This is a genomic window from Dapis brunnea BLCC-M229 (assembly GCF_050015995.1).
Lineage (GTDB): Bacteria > Cyanobacteriota > Cyanobacteriia > Cyanobacteriales > Microcoleaceae > Trichodesmium.
Genome location: NZ_JBNHEP010000085.1, coordinates 48,873 through 68,231, shown reverse-complemented (window position 1 = coordinate 68,231; position 19,359 = coordinate 48,873). Strand labels below are relative to the sequence as shown.

Annotated in this window: 12 protein-coding genes; 8 read left to right on the top strand and 4 right to left on the bottom strand. The window is 35.2% G+C overall.

Going from position 1 to position 19,359, the window contains the following annotated elements; all coding sequences use genetic code 11:
* Positions 1-37: 37 nt before the first annotated feature.
* On the top strand, positions 38-1,243 hold the full coding sequence (locus tag ACP6PM_RS09630) for a Coenzyme F420 hydrogenase/dehydrogenase, beta subunit C-terminal domain (RefSeq protein ID WP_426584035.1): 1,206 nt from the start codon (positions 38-40) through the stop codon (positions 1,241-1,243).
* 1,234 nt (positions 1,244-2,477) lie between these two features.
* On the opposite strand, the gene ACP6PM_RS09625 is transcribed toward ACP6PM_RS09630, so the two are convergent.
* Entirely contained in the window at positions 2,478-3,677 is a 1,200-nt protein-coding gene (locus ACP6PM_RS09625) for a calcium-binding protein (RefSeq protein ID WP_426584033.1), read from the bottom strand.
* Between the two features lie 1,427 nt (positions 3,678-5,104).
* Between ACP6PM_RS09625 and ACP6PM_RS09620 the strand changes: the two genes are divergently transcribed.
* Positions 5,105-5,713, top strand: a complete 609-nt coding sequence (locus tag ACP6PM_RS09620) for an IS607 family transposase (RefSeq protein WP_426584032.1) — start codon at positions 5,105-5,107, stop codon at positions 5,711-5,713.
* A gap of 140 nt (positions 5,714-5,853) precedes the next feature.
* Here ACP6PM_RS09620 and ACP6PM_RS09615 read toward each other — a convergent pair whose 3' ends face one another.
* Positions 5,854-8,304, bottom strand: coding sequence for an ATP-binding protein (locus tag ACP6PM_RS09615; protein ID WP_426584030.1), 2,451 nt, complete (start codon positions 8,302-8,304; stop codon positions 5,854-5,856).
* Positions 8,305-8,827: 523 nt separating this feature from the next.
* Positions 8,828-10,198 carry a diguanylate cyclase domain-containing protein gene (locus ACP6PM_RS09610; protein ID WP_426584028.1) on the bottom strand — a complete coding sequence of 457 codons (1,371 nt, stop codon included), beginning with the start codon at positions 10,196-10,198 and terminating at the stop codon, positions 8,828-8,830.
* Positions 10,199-11,615: 1,417 nt separating this feature from the next.
* Here ACP6PM_RS09610 and ACP6PM_RS09605 point away from each other — a divergent pair.
* The 6 genes from ACP6PM_RS09605 (at position 11,616) to ACP6PM_RS09580 (ending at position 18,120) form a co-directional block, all read left to right on the top strand.
* On the top strand, positions 11,616-12,185 hold the full coding sequence (locus tag ACP6PM_RS09605) for a transposase (RefSeq protein ID WP_426584126.1): 570 nt from the start codon (positions 11,616-11,618) through the stop codon (positions 12,183-12,185).
* An 860-nt stretch (positions 12,186-13,045) separates the two neighbouring features.
* On the top strand, positions 13,046-13,786 hold the full coding sequence (locus ACP6PM_RS09600; RefSeq protein ID WP_426584026.1) for a hypothetical protein: 741 nt from the start codon (positions 13,046-13,048) through the stop codon (positions 13,784-13,786).
* Positions 13,787-14,295: 509 nt separating this feature from the next.
* On the top strand, positions 14,296-15,039 hold the full coding sequence (locus tag ACP6PM_RS09595) for a hypothetical protein (protein WP_426584024.1): 744 nt from the start codon (positions 14,296-14,298) through the stop codon (positions 15,037-15,039).
* A 146-nt stretch (positions 15,040-15,185) separates the two neighbouring features.
* Entirely contained in the window at positions 15,186-15,902 is a 717-nt protein-coding gene (locus ACP6PM_RS09590; protein WP_426584023.1) for a hypothetical protein, read from the top strand.
* Between the two features lie 85 nt (positions 15,903-15,987).
* Complete coding sequence (locus tag ACP6PM_RS09585; protein WP_426584021.1) at positions 15,988-16,263, top strand: glutaredoxin family protein; 276 nt, start codon at positions 15,988-15,990, stop codon at positions 16,261-16,263.
* A 357-nt stretch (positions 16,264-16,620) separates the two neighbouring features.
* Positions 16,621-18,120, top strand: coding sequence for a UDP-N-acetylmuramoyl-L-alanyl-D-glutamate--2,6-diaminopimelate ligase (locus tag ACP6PM_RS09580; protein ID WP_426584019.1), 1,500 nt, complete (start codon positions 16,621-16,623; stop codon positions 18,118-18,120).
* A 272-nt stretch (positions 18,121-18,392) separates the two neighbouring features.
* On the opposite strand, the gene ACP6PM_RS09575 is transcribed toward ACP6PM_RS09580, so the two are convergent.
* Positions 18,393-19,001, bottom strand: coding sequence for a molybdenum cofactor guanylyltransferase (locus ACP6PM_RS09575; RefSeq protein WP_426584017.1), 609 nt, complete (start codon positions 18,999-19,001; stop codon positions 18,393-18,395).
* Positions 19,002-19,359 lie beyond the last annotated feature (358 nt).

Genomic DNA, 19,359 nt, shown 5'->3' with positions numbered 1-19,359 from the left:
TAGATAAAAGTCACTCACTTTAACAAATCAACTTTCTATGACTATTTCAACTCCAAACACTCCCAAACATAAGAAAGCCAAAGCTCTCAGACCAGGTGCCCGTCGCCCCGCCAAAGAACTCTGTAGCGAATGTGGTCTTTGCGATACATATTATATCCATTATGTCAAGGATGCTTGTGCATTTCTTAACCAACAATTCGACAACCTCGAACAACAAACTCACGGACGCACCCGCAACCTGGATAATGATAATGAAACCTATTTCGGCGTTCATCAGGATATGATGGCAGCTCGGAAAAAACAACCTATTGAAGGCGCACAATGGACTGGTATTGTAAGTACGATCGCCTGTGAAATGTTGAACCGAGGTATTGTTGAGGGTGTAGTCTGCGTGCAAAATACCAAGGAAGACCGCTTTCAACCAATGCCAGTTATTGCCCGTACTCCAGAGGAAGTATTGGCGGCAAAAGTTAATAAACCGACTCTTTCTCCTAATCTTTCAGTATTAGAAGAAATTGAAAATTCTGGGCTGAAAAAATTATTAGTAATAGGGGTTGGTTGTCAGATTCAAGCATTACGAGCTGTAGAAAAAAAATTAGGTTTAGAAAAGCTCTATGTTTTGGGAACTCCCTGTGTGGATAATGTGACAAGAGATGGTTTGCAAAAGTTCTTGGAAACTACAAGTAAGTCACCAGAAACTGTTGTGCATTATGAATTTATGCAAGACTTTCGAGTACATTTTAAACATGAGGATGGAACTATAGAAAAAGTACCATTTTTTGGTTTGAATACTAAAAAGCTGAAAGATATTTTTGCCCCTTCTTGTCTGAGTTGTTTTGACTATGTAAATGGTTTAGCAGATTTGGTAGTGGGATATATGGGAGCGCCCTTTGGTTGGCAGTGGCTTACTGTTAGAAATGAGACGGGAAAACAAATGTTAGATTTGGTGATGAATCAATTAGATACTCAATCTGTAATGTCTCAGGGAGATAGACATCAAGCTGTTCAACAAAGTATTCCAGCTTATGACCAAGCTGTAACTTTACCAATGTGGGCAGCAAAATTAATGGGAGTTGTAATTGAAAGAATTGGTCCTAAAGGTTTGGAATATGGGCGGTTTTCTATTGATTCCCATTTTACTCGCAATTATCTTTATGTAAAGCGGAATCATCCAGAAAAATTAGAGGCTCATGTGCCAGAGTTTGCTAAGAAAATTGTCGGACAATATAAGTTGCCAGAATAATTTTTTTATGTTGGGTTTTCAGGTAATATTTTCTCAATATCTACGTTAAGTAGGTAGGGGCAAATCAACCAAACTATGTAACAAAATAGAGCATCAACAAAAACTCTTGATATTCCTTGCTTTTTAAACTATTTAGTGACAAACAAAACATGAATAGTAAAAGAATAAACAGACCTAAAAACCTTATTAGAGTTAGTTGAAATAATAATTATTTGAGGTTTTGTGAATCATTATAAACACCAAAATAAGGATTAACGGAACCTCTTACCGAAAAATTAAGGTTTAAAGCCTCTCCTTTAAAGGAGAAACAAGAAAAATTTTTCCTTTGAGTCAATCCTCTTCTTTTCAAGGAGAGGTAATTATTAATTATTAATTATTGAACTTAGCAGTAATTTTACTATTACAGGACTTAGGCAAAGGCAGTAATTGTAGTAAAAATATCTGAAATAATCACCAAAATACACTATATATACCGGTACTGCGTAAGCCCTGCGTTATTAATTTTATACTCTTTAATTTTACTATTACGAGCATAATAAAATCGCTACCCCAAACGATTTGAATCAGTGAAATTTGTAGTGTCTCTGTAAAACGTTTTTTCATATAGAATCCGGTTATATATAGATAGCGTTTCCCAAGCTAATGAGGTACAGTTGTTTTTCTTCTTTATTTATTCCTACGGAACCAGAATTACTACTCCCTACTTCCTATTCCCAGTTAAGTGTTCCCTAAAACCAGGGAATTTTGTATCTCACGCTTTTTGGGAATTGCTATAGTATATGTTTATTTTATAACTATAACTTCAATATTCAATCTCCCCTACTCCCCCAACTATATAATAAGTATTCAACCGGATTTGATATCACACTAAGTTTGACTAAAGTTTGCTATATTAACTCCTATAGTTTTTGGGAATAATTTTTTTGTTGTTATAATATCAAAAAAGGGTGTTGGTGAATGATTGTATGATTTTTAGTAGGCGAGATTCGCGAATCGTCCGTACAGTAGTCAGTAGTTAAAAGAGCTTTTTTTCTTACTAAGTTCCTATGCAAAATTAATTACACATCCTATAGACTTCCTGTTCCCTGTTCCCTGTTCCCTGTTCCCTCTCTCAACTAGGAAATTCCTAAAAGCACAACTATTTATCAATCTTACTTCGATACGAATTTCATACCTTATTTCACCAAGACTCAAAAAAGATTGGATTGACTCAAATGATTTTTTTACTGGTGTTTTAGATAATTTCAAAGTCATCTGTAGTAAGAATATCTTGAGCAGATGGAATTTCTAAAACTGCGTACTGTTGTAGTGTGTTACTTAAGTCAACAAAGTAAAGATTACCTGTATCTTCTTCGTAGACTATATTACTAACACCATTAAATTCTCCAATATCTTGAACTATTTGTAAGTCCGCAGTGCTACCAGAAATTATCGCATCATCTATCTGAATAATATCCCCCTGTGTAGTACCTTGGAAATTCGTGAGAGTATCAACATTTCCTGGAGCATTATCAAAGATGTAAAAATCTGCCCCACTGCCACCATCAATTATGTCATTACCAATGCCACCAATAAAGGTATCTGCACCTTCACCACCTCGGAGAGTATCGTCACCATTCCCACCTAGGAGGAAGTCAGCACCAATACCACCCTCTAAACAATCATTACCAATATCGCCGAATAATGTATCATTGCCATCATCACCTAATAAAAAATCATTATCAACTCCACCATCCAGGATATCATTTTCTTTTCCACCTCGGAGAGTATCCCTACCCTCTTCCCCAAACAGGATATCATCTCCTTGGTTGCCTTGGAGAAAGTCATTAGCATCACCACCTCTAAGGGTATCATTGCCTAGATTGCCAAACAGGATATCATCTCCTTCGTTACCTTCAACGAAGTCATTATTTTTTCCACCGAATATAGTATCATTACCAAGTCTACCAGCGATGGTATCAAGACCTTCGTTACCCTGAATATAATCATCTCCATCACCTCCATCCACTGTATCATTGTCTTCATTACCATAAATGGTGTCGTTGCCATTTCCACCAGAAAGGTTATCATTATTTTTTCCACCATAGATAATATCGTTACCATCCTCTCCTGTGATGGTATCATCGTCCCGGTTGCCCTGGAGTTCGTCGTTGCCACCCCCACCTCGGAGAACATCATTCCCGTTTTTTCCTTGAAGAAAATCATCCCCTTGACTACCTATCATTGAGTCATCACCATCTCCTCCACAGATGGTATCATCACCCTCTAAACCAACCGCTACATCATTCAGAGAACCTAGTTGGATTCGATCGTTATTAATAGTGCCATTTAAGCGGTTTGGGCGATCGTTGAATCCTTCGATGATTACTGTACCTGTATTAGCATCAACTTGTATACTTTCAGGTAAGGTAGGATTAATTATTATTTCTGACATGGTAATTTTTATTTTGTAGTTTATGTTGACTATTAGTAAGTTATGAAAGAGTTGTTAAATACTCTAGACATCTGGTGAAAATTAAAAATCAAATCAATTGTGATCCAGAAATTATCAATTACTCCCCTCCACCGGAGGGGTTAGGGGTGGGTTAAGTGTTCCCAGTTAAGTGTTCCCTGTTCCCTCTTTTCCGGAGATGTCTTCTGAGTATTTTTTGATAAAAATTGATAACTTTGACTCTAAATTGGCAATAAATTGACAAAAAAATACTATGCTTTTCTGGTTTAGTATTCCTTGTTAAGGAGTTGATTTTGTTAATTTGGTTGTTATATCGAATCCGTCTGAATCGTCATAACTACTAAGTCAAAGTGATTCTCTCTCCTCCTGAATTCTGAATTCTGCCTCCTGACTCTTTTTGACTTAACCAATCTATGACTGTTTAACCGGATTTGATATTAGATAATAATTGCCTTACTTGACAATTTATCTGTTTGATATTAAATAAGTATTTCAACTATCTAGTTTTACTAATTTGAGTTTTTATATCAGGAAAATAATTCTAAAAAATCTTGAACTTTATAATTTGATTGTTCCTGGCTCCGGACTAATATTTTCGATAATAGTTCCTGGATATTATAGATTTATTTATGTATAGCAAATATAACTTGTATTTATCATATTTTTTTGCTAGTTTTTACTTAAGTAAAATCATTTATTGATTGTTTAAAGCCAAAAGTAAATAGTCTAAAAGTAAGACTAAAGCCGTATATTGGGGGTTTTTAAATCATCTCCAATCTCAATTATTGCATAAGTTTATATTGCCTATTTCTCTCACTGAATGGAGTTTATAAATAATTTTAAAATAGAAAAAAATTTATCGATATATCCAACTGTAAAAACATCCGTAAAAATACACAAAATAGAATATTGGTTTTGTTTATTGTGTCATTTCAATCTAAAAGTTTAAGTATAAAATTCAGCTAAGTACAGGACAAAAAATTGCCAAAGTTTTAGATACAAATGGTTTCATTTAAATAGTAGCACTTTAGTTGATTTTTACAACAACTGTTGCGCAACAGTTGATTATTAATTCAATTATGTTTTGAGAGCTTTTTCCCAACTTTCCGTTCCCCATACCTCATTGATGCGCTTTGGTATTAGGTCTGTAGAAGAGGGTAGTCAACAGTATTAAAATAATTATAGCGTTTCTCAGGCTAATGAGGTACACTTATTTTTATTTCTTTTCTATTCCCTATTCCCAGTTAAGTGTTCCCTATTCCCTAAAACATGGGAATTGCTATATTAGACATAGGCGTGATAATTAAAAATCAAATCAATCCCATACGCAGAAATCATTAATTCTTTCCCCTACTCCCTACTCCCTACTCCCTCTTTTCCGGAGAGGTCTATTGTGATATACTAGATTCATGTCTAACTTATTAACCGTATCTCAAGCAGCAGAACTGCTAGGAGTGTCAACAAAAACAATTAGACGATGGGAAACTGAAGGACGGATCAAATCAATCCGTACCGAAGGTGGTCATCGACGATTTACTGTCTCTAACTTAATCGGTAACAAACAAGATAATTCTTTGACCGTTGCCTATGCTAGAGTCAGTAGCCATGACCAAAAAGATGACTTAGAGCGCCAAAAAATAGTTTTAGAAGCATATTGCGCTCAACAAGGTTGGTCTTTTGAAGTCATATCAGACTCAGGTAGTGGTTTAAACTATCGCAAAAAAGGATTGATTAAGTTAATCAAACTGATCTGCTCAGAGCAAGTAGAACGATTAGTCTTAACTCATAAAGACAGATTGCTGAGATTTGGTAGTGACTTAATATTTACTTTGTGTGAAATATTTGGTACAGAAGTAGTAATCATTAATCGTTCGGAAGATTCTACCTTTGAAGAAGTTTTGGCTGAAGATGTGCTCGAAATAATTACAGTATTTTCTGCCAGACTCTATGGTTCAAGAAGCGATAAAAACCAGCAAATTGTTAAGCAATTGAAAGAGGTAGCTAACCAGTTAAAATGAAATCGTTTAAGACTAAACTCAAAGTCAATAACAAACAAAAAACACTGCCCTTAACCTTAAGTAGGTAGGCAAAATTATTTTCGATCTACTTATTAAGTATACAAGTATATTTTTTCCCCTAATCCCTACTCTCTTAATTTTCATAAAATTAATTCGATGATTGTTTTAATTTGCTTGAGTTTAAAATTCTCAACTAAAGAAGTTAACTGATTAGCTAATAAAGAATGTGTTTCTGGTATTTCTGCAATTAGCCCTAAAGCCATATCATCATTTAAAGCTTTACTCGCATAATACAACTTTTCTAACCATTCTGGAGGCATGATAATTAAATCCTCTGGTTTTAAAGCTTCTATTTTATTTGTTTCAGCTTCTTCCTCTTCTTCTGCATAAATATATTCAACTCCTAAATGTTTTTTCATTGTTTCAAAAATCATAGATTCTCGGAAAGGTTTTCTCACAAAATCATCACAGCCTGCTGATAAAATCATTGATTTTTCTTCTTCTAATACACTCGCGGTTAATGCTATGATTTTCGTTTTTATTCCTTGTATTGTGCCTTTAATATATTGAGTTGCATCATAACCATTCATTACAGGCATTTTCATATCCATCCAGATTAAGTCAGGATGCCAATTATGCCATATTTCAATTGCTTCTTGACCATTTATAGCTTCTTTTAGTTCAAATTTTAATGGCTCTAGTAATTTGATTAATAATTGACGATTAATTTCTATATCATCTACGATTAGTATTTTGTAAGTGGGCTGATTCGATTTTAATCTAATGGGATAATGCTCTATTTTTTCTACTTTTACTTCTGTGGAATTAACTATATTTACATTAATATTAAATGCAAAGATAGAGCCTTTTTGGAGTTCACTTTTAACAGTAATATTTCCTCCCATCAATTTGACAAAAGTACGGGTGATAGACAATCCTAGACCTGTGCCTTCTTGACTTTTTTTTCCTGATTCTGTTTGAGTAAATATTTCAAATACTTGATTTAATTCTGCTGCTGCTATCCCTACTCCTGTATCTTCTACAGTAAACAGTAATTTTGAGGTATTGATTGTTTGATTTTTAATTCCTAATACAGATTTTTGAGTTTCTAAAACAGGCAATATGTCTGTGCTACCCTGAGTTTTTACTTTCACAAATATTCTACCCTCAAAAGTAAATTTAATTGCATTATTAAGTAAATTAATTAAAACTTGACGTAATTTTGTTTCATCAGTGCAGATATATCTGGGAACAGTTTCATCTATTTCAAAAATTAATTCTAATCCTTTGTCTTTAGCTTTTATTTCAAAAAGAGTCTTGATTTCATCTAAAATAAAATATAGGTCAAAATTATTAGGTCTGAAACTTTGTTTTCCTGCTTCTATTTTGGCTAATTCTAAAATATCATTAATTAAACTCAGTAAATATTCCCCACTACGACTAATAATCTTGATATTTTCTTGGACTTCTTGACTTAAAGAACTCTGACGTTTCATAATTTGAGAAAAGCCTAAAATTGCATTTAAAGGTGTGCGTAATTCATGGCTCATATTCGCAATAAAACGACTTTTGGCAAGATTGGCAACTTCAGCTTTTTCTTTGGCCTTTCCTAGTTCAGCAGTACGTTCCATAATGCGTTGTTCCAATAGTTCTTCATTTTTTCGTAGTGCCACCGTGGCTTGTTTTACTGCTTCTCGCAAACGTCCTGGTGCGCTTACTAAAATATACATTAAGATACCAACCAAAATAGCGACAAGACTACTACCCAACCATAATCTTCTAGATATGGGGTTATTCTTTTGCCATCCTCCTAGGGGAATTGCTGCTATTTGCCATGAACCATTAGGCAATTTAACGTCTAAAATTACTGGATTTTTGGCAAAAATATCTTTATTTCCCCAAAATACTGCCCCATCTTTTCCTAGTCCATCCTGACCTCGAATTGTGTACTGTAGTTCTCCTTTAGGATTAACTATTCCTGCTTCTTCCAAGAGGATATCGAAATCAATGCCAATACTCACCATACCCCAATATGCTCCACTTTCAGGTTTTTGACCAAAAGGTGTGAGAAAAATGGGTGTGCGGGTAATTAAAACCCTACCTCCTTGAGGAAATAAATCAACTGGACCTGAAACAACCGTATTTCTAGTATTAATTGCTCTTTGGAATGCTTCCCTTTCATTTGGTACTTTTAGAGGTTCAAAACCTAAAGCTTCTTCTTGTCCAGCAAGGGGATAAAGATGAGTGCAAATGGAATCTTTAAATAGAGCAGCACTAGGAATTCCTGGTTGTTTCGCTACAATTATCCTAGTTAGATTTTCAAATTCTGCTTGGCTAATATCAGGATTAACTGAGGAAATATAAGCAACTAAACCCCGCATTAAGAAAAGTCGCTGATTTAAAGCTGCTTCTAAGTTAGCTCGCACCGTGCTAAGTTGATGGAGAACATTGGCACGATTTTGTTGTTGAAATCGCTTTTGTTCGGAACGATCCAGAATCCAAGCGATCGCAAGTACCACAAGTATAGCTAAGAATGTAGCCACATAGGGAAAAAGACTAGCTGTACTATTTTTTTTAGATTGTATTAGCATTAGTTTAGGGAGCTTTGACAGCTATAATCTAAACTGTGAAAGGATTTTTCCGTTTTATTCTAAGTTATTGGTTATTCCATTAGACATAGGCGTGAAAATTAAAAATCAAATCAATTCTAATCCATAAATTATCTATTCTTTCTTCCTGTTCCCTGTTAAGTGTTAAGTATTTCCTCTTTTCCGGAGATGTCTATTATATAGAATCCGGTATATAGTATATGTATGTGATATCAAATTCGGTTGAATACTTACTGTATAGTTGGGAGTGGGGAGTAGGGTAGTAGGGGAGATTGAAGTAATTTAAGAAATTATCAACATATATTATATAACCGGATTCTATGTTATACAGTAATTGCACCCATTACTTCCTCTTAATACAGATGTTCTATTGAATAGGAATTTAAAAATTCATGCTCTTCAAATTCTTTCTTGATACTGAATTCTGAATTCTGAATTCTGACTCCTAAACTCCTAACTCCAACGCGATACGATAACTAATTACCCGGATTCTATATTACAACCTTCAGGAAGAAGTATAGGCGATCGCCAGATTTCGCCCCTGGTGTTTCGCCGTATACATCGCTCGATCTGCCATATCAAACAAAATCTTCGGTGAACTTTCTGCAGTAGGAATCACACAGGAAATTCCCAGACTAACAGAAACAAGAGGACTTACCTCTGAGCGCTCATGGGGAATTGCTAGCTCTTTAATCTGTTGTTGAATCATATTAGTAATAGCGATCGCTCCTTTGCGATCTGTATTGGGTAAAATGATGGCAAATTCTTCACCTCCATAACGAGCAACAAGATCCCTGGGGCGTTTGATAACTTTAGAAGTTGCCTGTGCAACACGGATTAAACAATTATCACCCTGTTGATGACCATAGTAATCATTATATTTTTTGAAGTAGTCAATATCCATAATAATTAAGGCCAAAACTTGTTTTTCTCTTTGACAAGTTTGCCATTCTTTCCCTAAAGTTCGATCGAAAATACGGCGGTTACTAATACCTGTTAAACTATCTATACTAGCGAAATTATTTAATTCTAATTCCTGTTTTTTTCTTTCAGTAATATCTCTAACTGTAACGCTAAAACCATCATCTAACTTAACTGCTATACAAGAATACCATCTTTTCTCTCCCTTGTACTCATAACTAAAATCCTTTTGCCAGGATATTCCTGTTTCTACAACTCCAACAAAATCATCAAATGAGTTAAGCTCAACTTTATTAATAAATCTTTTGAAAACCAACTTGCCAATTAAATCTTCTGATTGTTGATTGAAAATTTTAGCCATAATAGGATTAACAATTAGACAGCGAAAATCTTCTATATTTCCTGTCCTAGGATTTCTAACTGCCTCCAAGGCAGCAACCCCATCAAGGGAATTATTTACAATACTAGAAATCAATGCTCTAGATTGATATAAACTTGCTTCTATTTCTTTTCTTTTTTCAATTTCTTGCTTGAGTCTTTCTTTTTCTTTTTCTAAGAGCTTTTGTTGTTGTTTAATCGTTAACTGACTTTTGATTCTTGCTAATACTTCTTCTTCCTGAAATGGCTTTGTAATATAGTCAATTCCTCCTACCTCAAAGGCTTTTACTTTATCAAATACTTCATTTAAAGCACTAATAAAAATAATCGGAATATCTTTAGTTGCATCGTTTAATTTTAAGGATTGACAAACTTCATAGCCATCCATACCTGGCATTTTTATATCTAAAATAATTAAATCAGGAGGTTCTATTTCCACTGCTTCAATTGCAGTTTCACCATCAGTAGCTTTTCTAACTTGATAATTTTTTTCCTTTAACATAGCTGTTAAAACTCGTAAGTTAGGAATTTGATCGTCAACAATTAATATATTATTTGCTATTATATCTGATTCCATTATCTTTACCTAATTATTATATTTAGTAATTTGCCATTTTTCACATAAGTTAATGATTACAAGCACCCTCTTATTTTATGTCGAACATTGACCAATAATAGTATGGAGCACAAATAATTCTTGATTGCACAACTAGTTGATAAAAATTATCCCATTTTTTGTTTTCTTTTTGAGATGATTTGTTCTATATTTGCCATTTTTTGTTTTCTTTTTGAGATGATTTGTTCTATATTTTCTATTTTTTGTTGACTATAATATTAATTCCAGATAATTATACTAAATTAAAGTAGAGACATTCCATAGAATGCGTCTACAAGGGTTTCAGTTATAATATTGTAGGTCTAGTTAAGCCTAAAGCTTAAACAGTAAGGCATCTGGCTTGTTTTACAGGTAGCCATCGGGTAATAGCATTTCACAAAATTCTGAATTCTGAATTCTGAAGTTAGATTGGATAGGCTAAAAACTTTGACAAGAGAAAGGTTTGAGGCAATTATTTGACATTTAAAGTTTGAAACTATTTGTGACATCTTTAAAGTGAATTGGTATAACAATTTTACGAGTGAAATCATATCCGGTAGCATCAGTATTACAAAGTTTAGGCAAAGAAGTAGGAAGTATGAAGAAGTAATACCGTTTCACGAAAGTCAGAAGTCAGAAGTTGGAAGTCAGAAGTTGGAAGTCAGAAGTTAAATTTGATAGACTAAAAACTTTAACAATACAATAGTTTCAGGCAATTATTTGACATTTAAAGTTTGAAACTATTTGTGATATCCTTAAAGTGAATTTGTATAACAAAGAAGGAAAAAACTATTACTTGAGCAGATATTTTCCCTAGGTTTATACAAATAATACCAACGAACTTGATATACAGCGCTTTTGATAATTAGTAGAGGACAAATGAAAAACTGGAAGCGAGCGGACTAGAACTTGTAGCGATATAGCTGCCGCTAGGCTCCGCCAACGCATAGATTAGTATACGCTATATATAGTGTATTTGCGTAATTCCTGACACTAAAAAGAGAACTAGGATCACCTAAGCCCTTTTTAAGGGTGGCATGGGATGTAGACGACATACTGAATCAAGTTAGTATCAATCCAAATCTTAAATGGAGAGATATTGATATCATGTCCGGTAGCATCGGTATTGTATAGCAAAGGTAGGGAACAGGGAACAGAGAAGAGGGACGAGAGGGAGGAAGGTTTAAGAGCAAGAAAAAACTTAAATTTCCTGTTGATATTTACGCTAACTTTTACACAAACGATATAAACGGACATGATATGACTGGAGACGGGTGTAGATTTAGGTGTAAAATCTCTAGCCACGTTATCCACTGGTGAGGTTTTTGTTGGTGCGAAATCTTACAAAAAGTGGCGTTACTCAATCAAGGGATGAAACTTTTGGGAATAGGTAAATCCCATCTTTTACTTCCTCTTTCTCCAAAACTACAATTCATCCCACAAATATGCAACGCCCAAAAAGTTAGAAGCTAAACTCTCTTGGTTGCAATATTTGAACCGAAATAAAGTCAAGTTTTCTAATAATTGGAAAAAAGCGCAACTCAAAATAGCTCAGTTATACAACAGGATAACTGACATCAGGAAAGATACATTGCATAAACTAACTACTTACTTGGCACTTAACCACAGCCAGATAGTAATAGAAGACTTAAATGTATCAGCTATAATGTCAAATCACAAGCGAGCTTTGACTGCTCTAGTCTATGGGCGAAGCTTGTATCCAATTTTGGCGCTCAAGAGCTACCCAAAATTTAATTTCAGAACTTACTCAGGCGAGGCGTCGTGCCCAATCCAGTTTTTTCGTAGATGTCTATTAGACATCTCCAATAAGAAAAAATCAAATCAATTATCGTACAGAAATCATCAATTATTTTCCCCTACCTCGGACCTACTCCTTCTTTTCTGGAGATATCTATTGTTCAAACCAAGGATTTGTCCCAGAAACCCGATTTCTTTGTATGTCTCCTAAATTTAACACTCTATACTAGATTATATCCGGTAACATTAGTATTTATTAAGTATTAAGTAATAAGGAGGAAATAGAGGTAGATATTGACCCAAGTTTACAGTAAGATTCTCAAGGAATTGACACTTCACGGACTAAAGTGGGGTGGATTTGCGATTAGGAGTTTTCATTAATGGATAATTGATAATTACCTCGGGTTTTAACCCTACGGGAATTGAATATAAGGAATATTTTCTTTTCTCTTGGTCGATTGGAGACTAGCGTTTCGCTGCGCGACATGAAACGCGTTTGCGGAGCATTCCGTAGGATAGCGTCCCGGAGGGAACGGAGACCTCGCCATCCCATCCTAACGGACTGCTGCCTCTTGCAGAGGAGCTGCGCTAACGCAAACGACCGCTTTTTCCCCTATCCAAGGGGAGGCTTCAAGGCGCGAATTATTTAATTATTAATTATTAATTATTCGGTAAAACTGGCTCAAGCCAAGTTTTTCACATTGCCCGTTTACAAAGTATACCATCAGGCAAAACGGCCACATTGCCAGTACCCTACCGTAGTAGGAATACAGCACTCAGATCCTAAGGCGCTTTCTATAGCGCTCCGCGCTAGGGAATAGGGAATAGGGAATAGGGAATAGTAAACTGTCAAAGGATTTCAGGATTTAGAGATGTCCTAACCTTTGCTTCGACTGCTATATCGCCACTACTCTCTCCGGTCACTGACCATTGAGGCTGCTTTTTCAGTACAGGATGGTTTCCCACATACCGAATTTTTATGATCATATTATTTGCCGTCTAGCATCATTTCAATTACCACAATTTTCTTCCTTATGTGACTACTCTCAAAATATTAACAAGAGGTTTTTTATGCATAAAAAACTCAATTCAATGCTATTTTTTGTATCATTAATAATAGCATTTTTCGGAGCTTTATTCATAATAAAAACACAAAATATTCCCGAAATAAATCATACTAAAGATCGGTGGAAAAAAGTTTTTAAAGATTCATTTTATGAATATTCAGAAGACCCACCAGTAACCCCTAAAGAAGGTATTAGTCGGGGTAAGTGGTTGTGTTTAGTTTCTCCTGGTTTAATAGAAGTCGAGGAGAAAATTTCGGATACTCGTCCGACATTAATTTGGAATACTCGTCCGACATTTATTTGGCAAAGACAATTGCAGCTAATTGAGATTCATCTAGTAGCTAATAATGAGGAGGTTTTGTGGGCTGAAAAAGTTCAAGGTAATCAGCAAATAATTATTTACAATGGGGAACCATTACAACCTGGTAATACTTATTATTTGAGAGTATTTGATTCAGAGGAGACTTTTCCTAATGTACTAGCAGGAGAGCGTTTTAGAGTTATGGATGTTCTAGAACGTGAGGTGATTACTCAAGAGTTAGAAAAACTTGATACTCGTTTAAAACAAGCGAAAGCTACACCAGAAACTATTGCTTTGGCTAAAGTTAAATTTTGGGCTGAACGTAATTTATTTTCTGATGCTTTATCGGAAGCATTTACAGTTAAGAATCCCTCGACTGAATTGCAGGATTTTCGTAGTAATATTTTGCAGCATTTTTGCTCAAAGCCAAAAAGGAGTAGGTAGAAAAAAGAAGATAAAGCGAGAAAGGGTATGGTATTAAGTATATTTGAATGGGTTTGTCGAGGTAATACCAATTCCCAAAAAAGATGCTATACTTAACTTGCTCAGATTACCTATTAAGTGATTAGTAGGATTCAGTAATCTTTTTCCAGATGTTAGTTAATTTTAAGATATTAAGAGCAAATTTTTCCTCCTCTCCCTAATCTCTCATATCGTCTCCGGATAATTAGTCAGAAAAAACTCGATCATATTAATATCTTCAAACTCTATCCTCTTCTCTCCTAAGGACTGAGGAGTGAGGACTCGCTTGTTATTTATAACTATTCAACCGGACTTGATATCATACCATACACAACTCCTCCAGAATCTAAGACCCACTCAAGATACAGGATGCTTTCTCACTTACCGAATTTTGATTATGATATTATATTATTTGCAGTATACCATCATTTCAATTACCACAATTTTCTTCCTTATGTGACTACTATCAAAATATTAACAAGAGTATTGTTATGAATAAAAAACTCAATTTGCTGCTATTTTGCCTATCATTAACAATAGCAATTTTCGGAATTTCATCTATAATTAAAGCACAAAATATTCCCGAAAATAATAATACTAACGATCGGTGGGAAAAAGTTTTTCAAGATTCATTTTATCGATCGGATGAAGACCCACCAGTAACTCCCAAAGAAGGTGCTACTCGAGAGGGAAGTAGTAGTTTCTGTTTGGTTTCTCCTGGTTTAATAGAAGTCGAGGATAAAATTTCGGATACTAGTCCGACATTTATTTGGAATACTCGTCCAACATTTATTTGGCAAGGACAATTGCAGTTAATTGAGATTCGTCCAGCTAATAGTCAGCAGGTTTTGTGGGCTGAAAAAGTTCAAGATAATCAGCAAATAATTATTTACAATGGGGAATCATTAAAACCTGGTAATACTTATTATTGGAGAATATATGATTCAAGTGCTTCTGAGTATTCTTTTCCTACTTTACGAATTACTTTTAGAGTTATGGATGTTCTAGAACGTCAGGTGATTACTCAAGAGTTAGAAAAACTTGATACTCGTTTAAAGCAAGCAAAAGCTACACCAGAAACTATTGCTTTGGCTAAAGTTAAATTTTGGGCTGAACGTAATTTATTTTCTGATGCTTTATCGGAAGCATTTGCAGTTAAGAATCCCTCGACTGAATTGCAGAATTTTCGCAGTAATATTTTGCAGCATTTTTGCTCAAAGCCAAAAATGCAGTAGGGAGTAGGTAGAAAAAAGAATATAAAGCGACAAAGGGTATGGTATTAAGTATATATGATCATATTATTTGCAGTATACCATCATTTCAACTACCACAATTTTCTTCCTTATGTGACTACTATCACAATATTAACAAGAGTATTTTTATGAATAAAAAACTCAATTCACTGCTATTTTGCCTATCATTAACAATAGCAATTTTCGGAACTTCATCTATAATTAAAGCACAAAATATTCCCGAAAATAATCGTACTAACGATCCGTGGGAAAAAGTTTTTCAAGATTCATTTTATCGATCGGATGAAGACCCACCAGTAACCCCCAAAGATGGTGCTACTCGAAATGGTAGTTTCTGTTTGGTTTCTCCTGGTTTAATAGAAGTCGAGGGAAAAATTTGGAATACTCGTCCGACATTTATTTGGCAAGGACAATTGCAGTTAATTGAGATTCGTCCAGCTAATAGTCAGCAGGTTTTGTGGGCTGAAAAAGTTCAAGATAATCAGCAAATAATTATTTACAATGGGGAATCATTAAAACCTGGTAATACTTATTATTGGAGAATATATGATTCAAGTGCTTCTGAGTATTCTTTTCCTACTTTACGAATTACTTTTAGAGTTATGGATGTTCTAGAACGTCAGGTGATTACTCAAGAGTTAGAAAAACTTGATACTCGTTTAAAGCAAGCAAAAGCTACACCAGAAACTATTGCTTTGGCTAAAGTTAAATTTTGGGCTGAACGTAATTTATTTTCTGATGCTTTATCGGAAGCATTTGCAGTTAAGAATCCCTCGACCGAATTACAGAATTTTCGCAGTAATATTTTGCAGCATTTTTGCTCAACATCAAAAAGGAATAGGTAGTAGGTAGTGGGGAATAGGAGGAAAAAAGAAGATAAAGGATATAGAATAATTAAACTAACAAATTTTCCAGAATTTAATCTAAATTATGAACCTAATCTTATATAGTAAACCAGGCTGTCACCTCTGTGAAGGACTTCAAGAAAAACTCGAAGAAATACTGAAAGACCCCGAAAACCTCTGTAAATTCAAGTTAGAGGTTAGAGACATTACCACTCGTGATGACTGGTTTCAAGCCTATCAATATGAAGTACCTGTACTTTGCGTATCACAGACAGATACAACAACCGAAAAGCTCATACCACGCCCCTCTCCTCGAATGCCAGTGAGAAAATTGCAGCAAATGTTACAAAAATATTTGTAAATTTTTGCTATAGATAACAAAAAAATCCTTATGGTTGTTAAGCCTAATTTATTGAATAAATCAAAAGTTCAACTGGCGGGTTAAACAACAAGATTTCTTGGGCTGCCATTAATAACCAGAAGACAAAACCCGCCCATAAAAAAATTGATGATGGTGCATAGTAATGGTATAGGAAGTGTGGGGGGTGTCAGAAGTGTTGGGAGTGTGGGAAGTGTGGGAAAAAAATATATATTCTCATCATTACGCGAGCAGGAGAACCAAATTTTGTTGAGCAAATATTTTATAGATTTCATTAAACAAAAATAAAGTAAAAATTCTAGATAAAAAAACTTAAAAAAAACTATCGGAGTTACTAATATGAAATTGAGAGAATTATTAGCAAAAGTTCCAAGTATTTCACTTGCCAATAATCATCAAGCTTTAGAAACAGAAATTCAAGGTTTAGCCACAAATTCCCATGCTTGTCAACCAGGGGATTTATTCTTAGGAATGCCAGGCACCCGCGTTGATGGGGGAGACTTCTGGTCAAGCGCGATCGCTAATGGCGCCGTGGGAGCTATAGTTTCTCATTCGGCAGCTCAAAAACATCAAGCAAAAAATGAGTGTGTTATTCCAGTTGCTGACATGAGTCAAACTTGCCCAGAAATTGCTGCTGCTTTCTATGACTACCCTGGGCAAAAAATGAAAATGGTAGGTATTACCGGTACTAACGGCAAAACCACCACTACCCATTTAGTCGAATTTCTTCTCAATAATGCTCAACTACCTACCGCTTTATTCGGCACCCTTTATGCGCGTTGGCCAGGATTTGCAGAAACGGCAGCTTACACTACACCTTTCCCAGTAGAATTGCAAAAGCAACTAGCACAAGCATTAGTAGCAGGTAGTAAATATGGAGTGATGGAAGTTAGTTCCCATTCTCTAGATCAAAAGCGAGTTTGGGGTTGTACTTATGAGGTGGCAGTATTTACTAATTTGACGCAAGACCATCTCGACTATCACAAAGATATGGATGATTACTTTGAGGCGAAAGCGTTGCTGTTTAGTTCAGACTATCTCAAGGGTAGGGCGATAGTTAACGCTGATGACCCCTATGGCAAAAAGTTAATTGCCAGATTAGAGTCGGAAAAGGTTTGGAGTTACAGCACGAGTGACACTTCCGCCGATTTGTGGGCATCAGATTTAGAATACAAACCTACAGGAGTTAAGGGAATTTTGCATACTCCCCAGGGCGAGATTCCTTTTACTTTGCCATTGGTAGGACAGTACAATTTATCTAATATGTTAGCTGCGGTGGGAGCAACTTTACATTTGGGTTTAGATTTGCCAATGACGATCGCTCAGTTATCAGAATTTTCCGGAGTACCTGGTCGGATGGAAAAGGTACAGGTTAGAGAAGAGCAAGATGTAAGTGTAATAGTTGATTATGCTCATACTCCTGATAGTTTAGAAAATTTGTTAAAAGCAGCGCGACCTTTTATTCCTGGTCGGATGATTTGTGTGTTTGGTTGTGGAGGCGATCGCGACCGCACTAAGCGACCAAAAATGGGTAAAATTGCTGCTGAATTATCAGATTTAGCTGTGGTTACTTCTGATAACCCCCGCACTGAAGACCCGGAAAAAATTTTACAGGATATCTTGGAGGGAATATCCCCAGAAGTTAAACCTTTGGTAATAGGCGATCGCTCTCAAGCTATTCATGCTGCTATTATGGAAGCTCAATCTGGAGATGGGGTATTAATAGCAGGAAAAGGTCATGAAGATTATCAAATTCTCGGTACAGAAAAAATTCATTTTGATGACCGGGAGCAAGCAAGGGATGCTTTGATAGATAAGTATGGTTTAAGTGAAAAGTAAAGTAGACGTGGGTTGGGTTTCGCCCTTCGCTTAACTCAACTGAATAGCTGTTTTTACCTCTTTTACAAATTAATAATTAATAATTATTAATTAAATAATTCACCCTTTAAAGCCTCCTGTTTCAAGGGGAGAGAGCGGTCGTTTGCGGAGCATGACCTAGGATGGGATAGATGGGTTATCTAACCATATCCAATCTCCCCAATTGAAAAGTGCTAGGATATTTCCTTATATTCAATTCCATTGCGGTTTTAACCAGAGGTAATTATCCATTATCAATTATCCATTGATGAACGATCTAAGTCTGAAGGAGTATTACAATTAAACAACATTTTTGCTATCTCGGAATCAATAGATAATGGTTGAACTGGAATTTGAGCAAGTAATTCTTGAAACGAGTTTTCACCCTGATCAATAGTTTTTTCTAACTCTATTTTTATCTGTTGCCGATAGAAACCACATAATGGTTCCCACCCTTGATATTTTTGAGGAACTAAAGCTAAAATTTCTGGAGAAAGTTGGTTTAATTTAGTTACCCAAGTTTGAATAATATCTGAGTTTAACAGAGGTAAATCACATCCCAATAATAAAATCCAATCACTATTAATTTGAGCTAATCCCTGAGCAAAAGCAACTAAAGGACCTTCAGTTTTTAACTCAGTTAACCATTCACATTCTGTAGGTAAAATTGGCTGATATTTTTCCGGCCAGGGAGTCATAATATAAACTTTTTCTGTACATTTATTTGCTACTTGATAAACCCTTTTTAACATTGGTATCTTTTCCCAAGGAATTAAGGCTTTATCTTTACCCATACGGGAACTTTTTCCACCTGCAAGAATGAGTGCTACTAGATTATTTTTGGCGAGTGAAAATTTATTCATACAGTTTTAAAAAAGATGTTTGGTTGTAGGTATTAGGTATTAGGTATTATTTCAAGTTCAGAAATTACTTAGGGCTTGCTGATTAACTCACAAAGCATTTACAGATAAAGGCTAAAGTCTTTATTATGAGGAATAGTGATATCCCTATCGACTGTAACTAAGATAATTAGCGATAGAACTCCGTTCCGCTACGCCACATATAACGCGGAGTGAAACAAAAAACTTTCTCCTTTTTATACCCTCTTTTTCCCCCTCCTCCCTCTTCATTTATAACTATTCAAGCGGACATGATATAACTCCTTACCGAATAATTATTAATTAAATAATTCACCTTTTAAAGCCTCCCCTTTCAAGAGGA

Coding starts and splice junctions, on each gene's coding strand:
- ACP6PM_RS09630 (WP_426584035.1), top strand. CDS start 38: ATGACTATTTCAACTCCAAACACTCCCAAACATAAGAAAGCCAAAGCT.
- ACP6PM_RS09625 (WP_426584033.1), bottom strand. CDS start 3,677: ATGTCAGAAATAATAATTAATCCTACCTTACCTGAAAGTATACAAGTT.
- ACP6PM_RS09620 (WP_426584032.1), top strand. CDS start 5,105: ATGTCTAACTTATTAACCGTATCTCAAGCAGCAGAACTGCTAGGAGTG.
- ACP6PM_RS09615 (WP_426584030.1), bottom strand. CDS start 8,304: ATGCTAATACAATCTAAAAAAAATAGTACAGCTAGTCTTTTTCCCTAT.
- ACP6PM_RS09610 (WP_426584028.1), bottom strand. CDS start 10,198: ATGGAATCAGATATAATAGCAAATAATATATTAATTGTTGACGATCAA.
- ACP6PM_RS09600 (WP_426584026.1), top strand. CDS start 13,046: ATGCATAAAAAACTCAATTCAATGCTATTTTTTGTATCATTAATAATA.
- ACP6PM_RS09595 (WP_426584024.1), top strand. CDS start 14,296: ATGAATAAAAAACTCAATTTGCTGCTATTTTGCCTATCATTAACAATA.
- ACP6PM_RS09590 (WP_426584023.1), top strand. CDS start 15,186: ATGAATAAAAAACTCAATTCACTGCTATTTTGCCTATCATTAACAATA.
- ACP6PM_RS09585 (WP_426584021.1), top strand. CDS start 15,988: ATGAACCTAATCTTATATAGTAAACCAGGCTGTCACCTCTGTGAAGGA.
- ACP6PM_RS09580 (WP_426584019.1), top strand. CDS start 16,621: ATGAAATTGAGAGAATTATTAGCAAAAGTTCCAAGTATTTCACTTGCC.
- ACP6PM_RS09575 (WP_426584017.1), bottom strand. CDS start 19,001: ATGAATAAATTTTCACTCGCCAAAAATAATCTAGTAGCACTCATTCTT.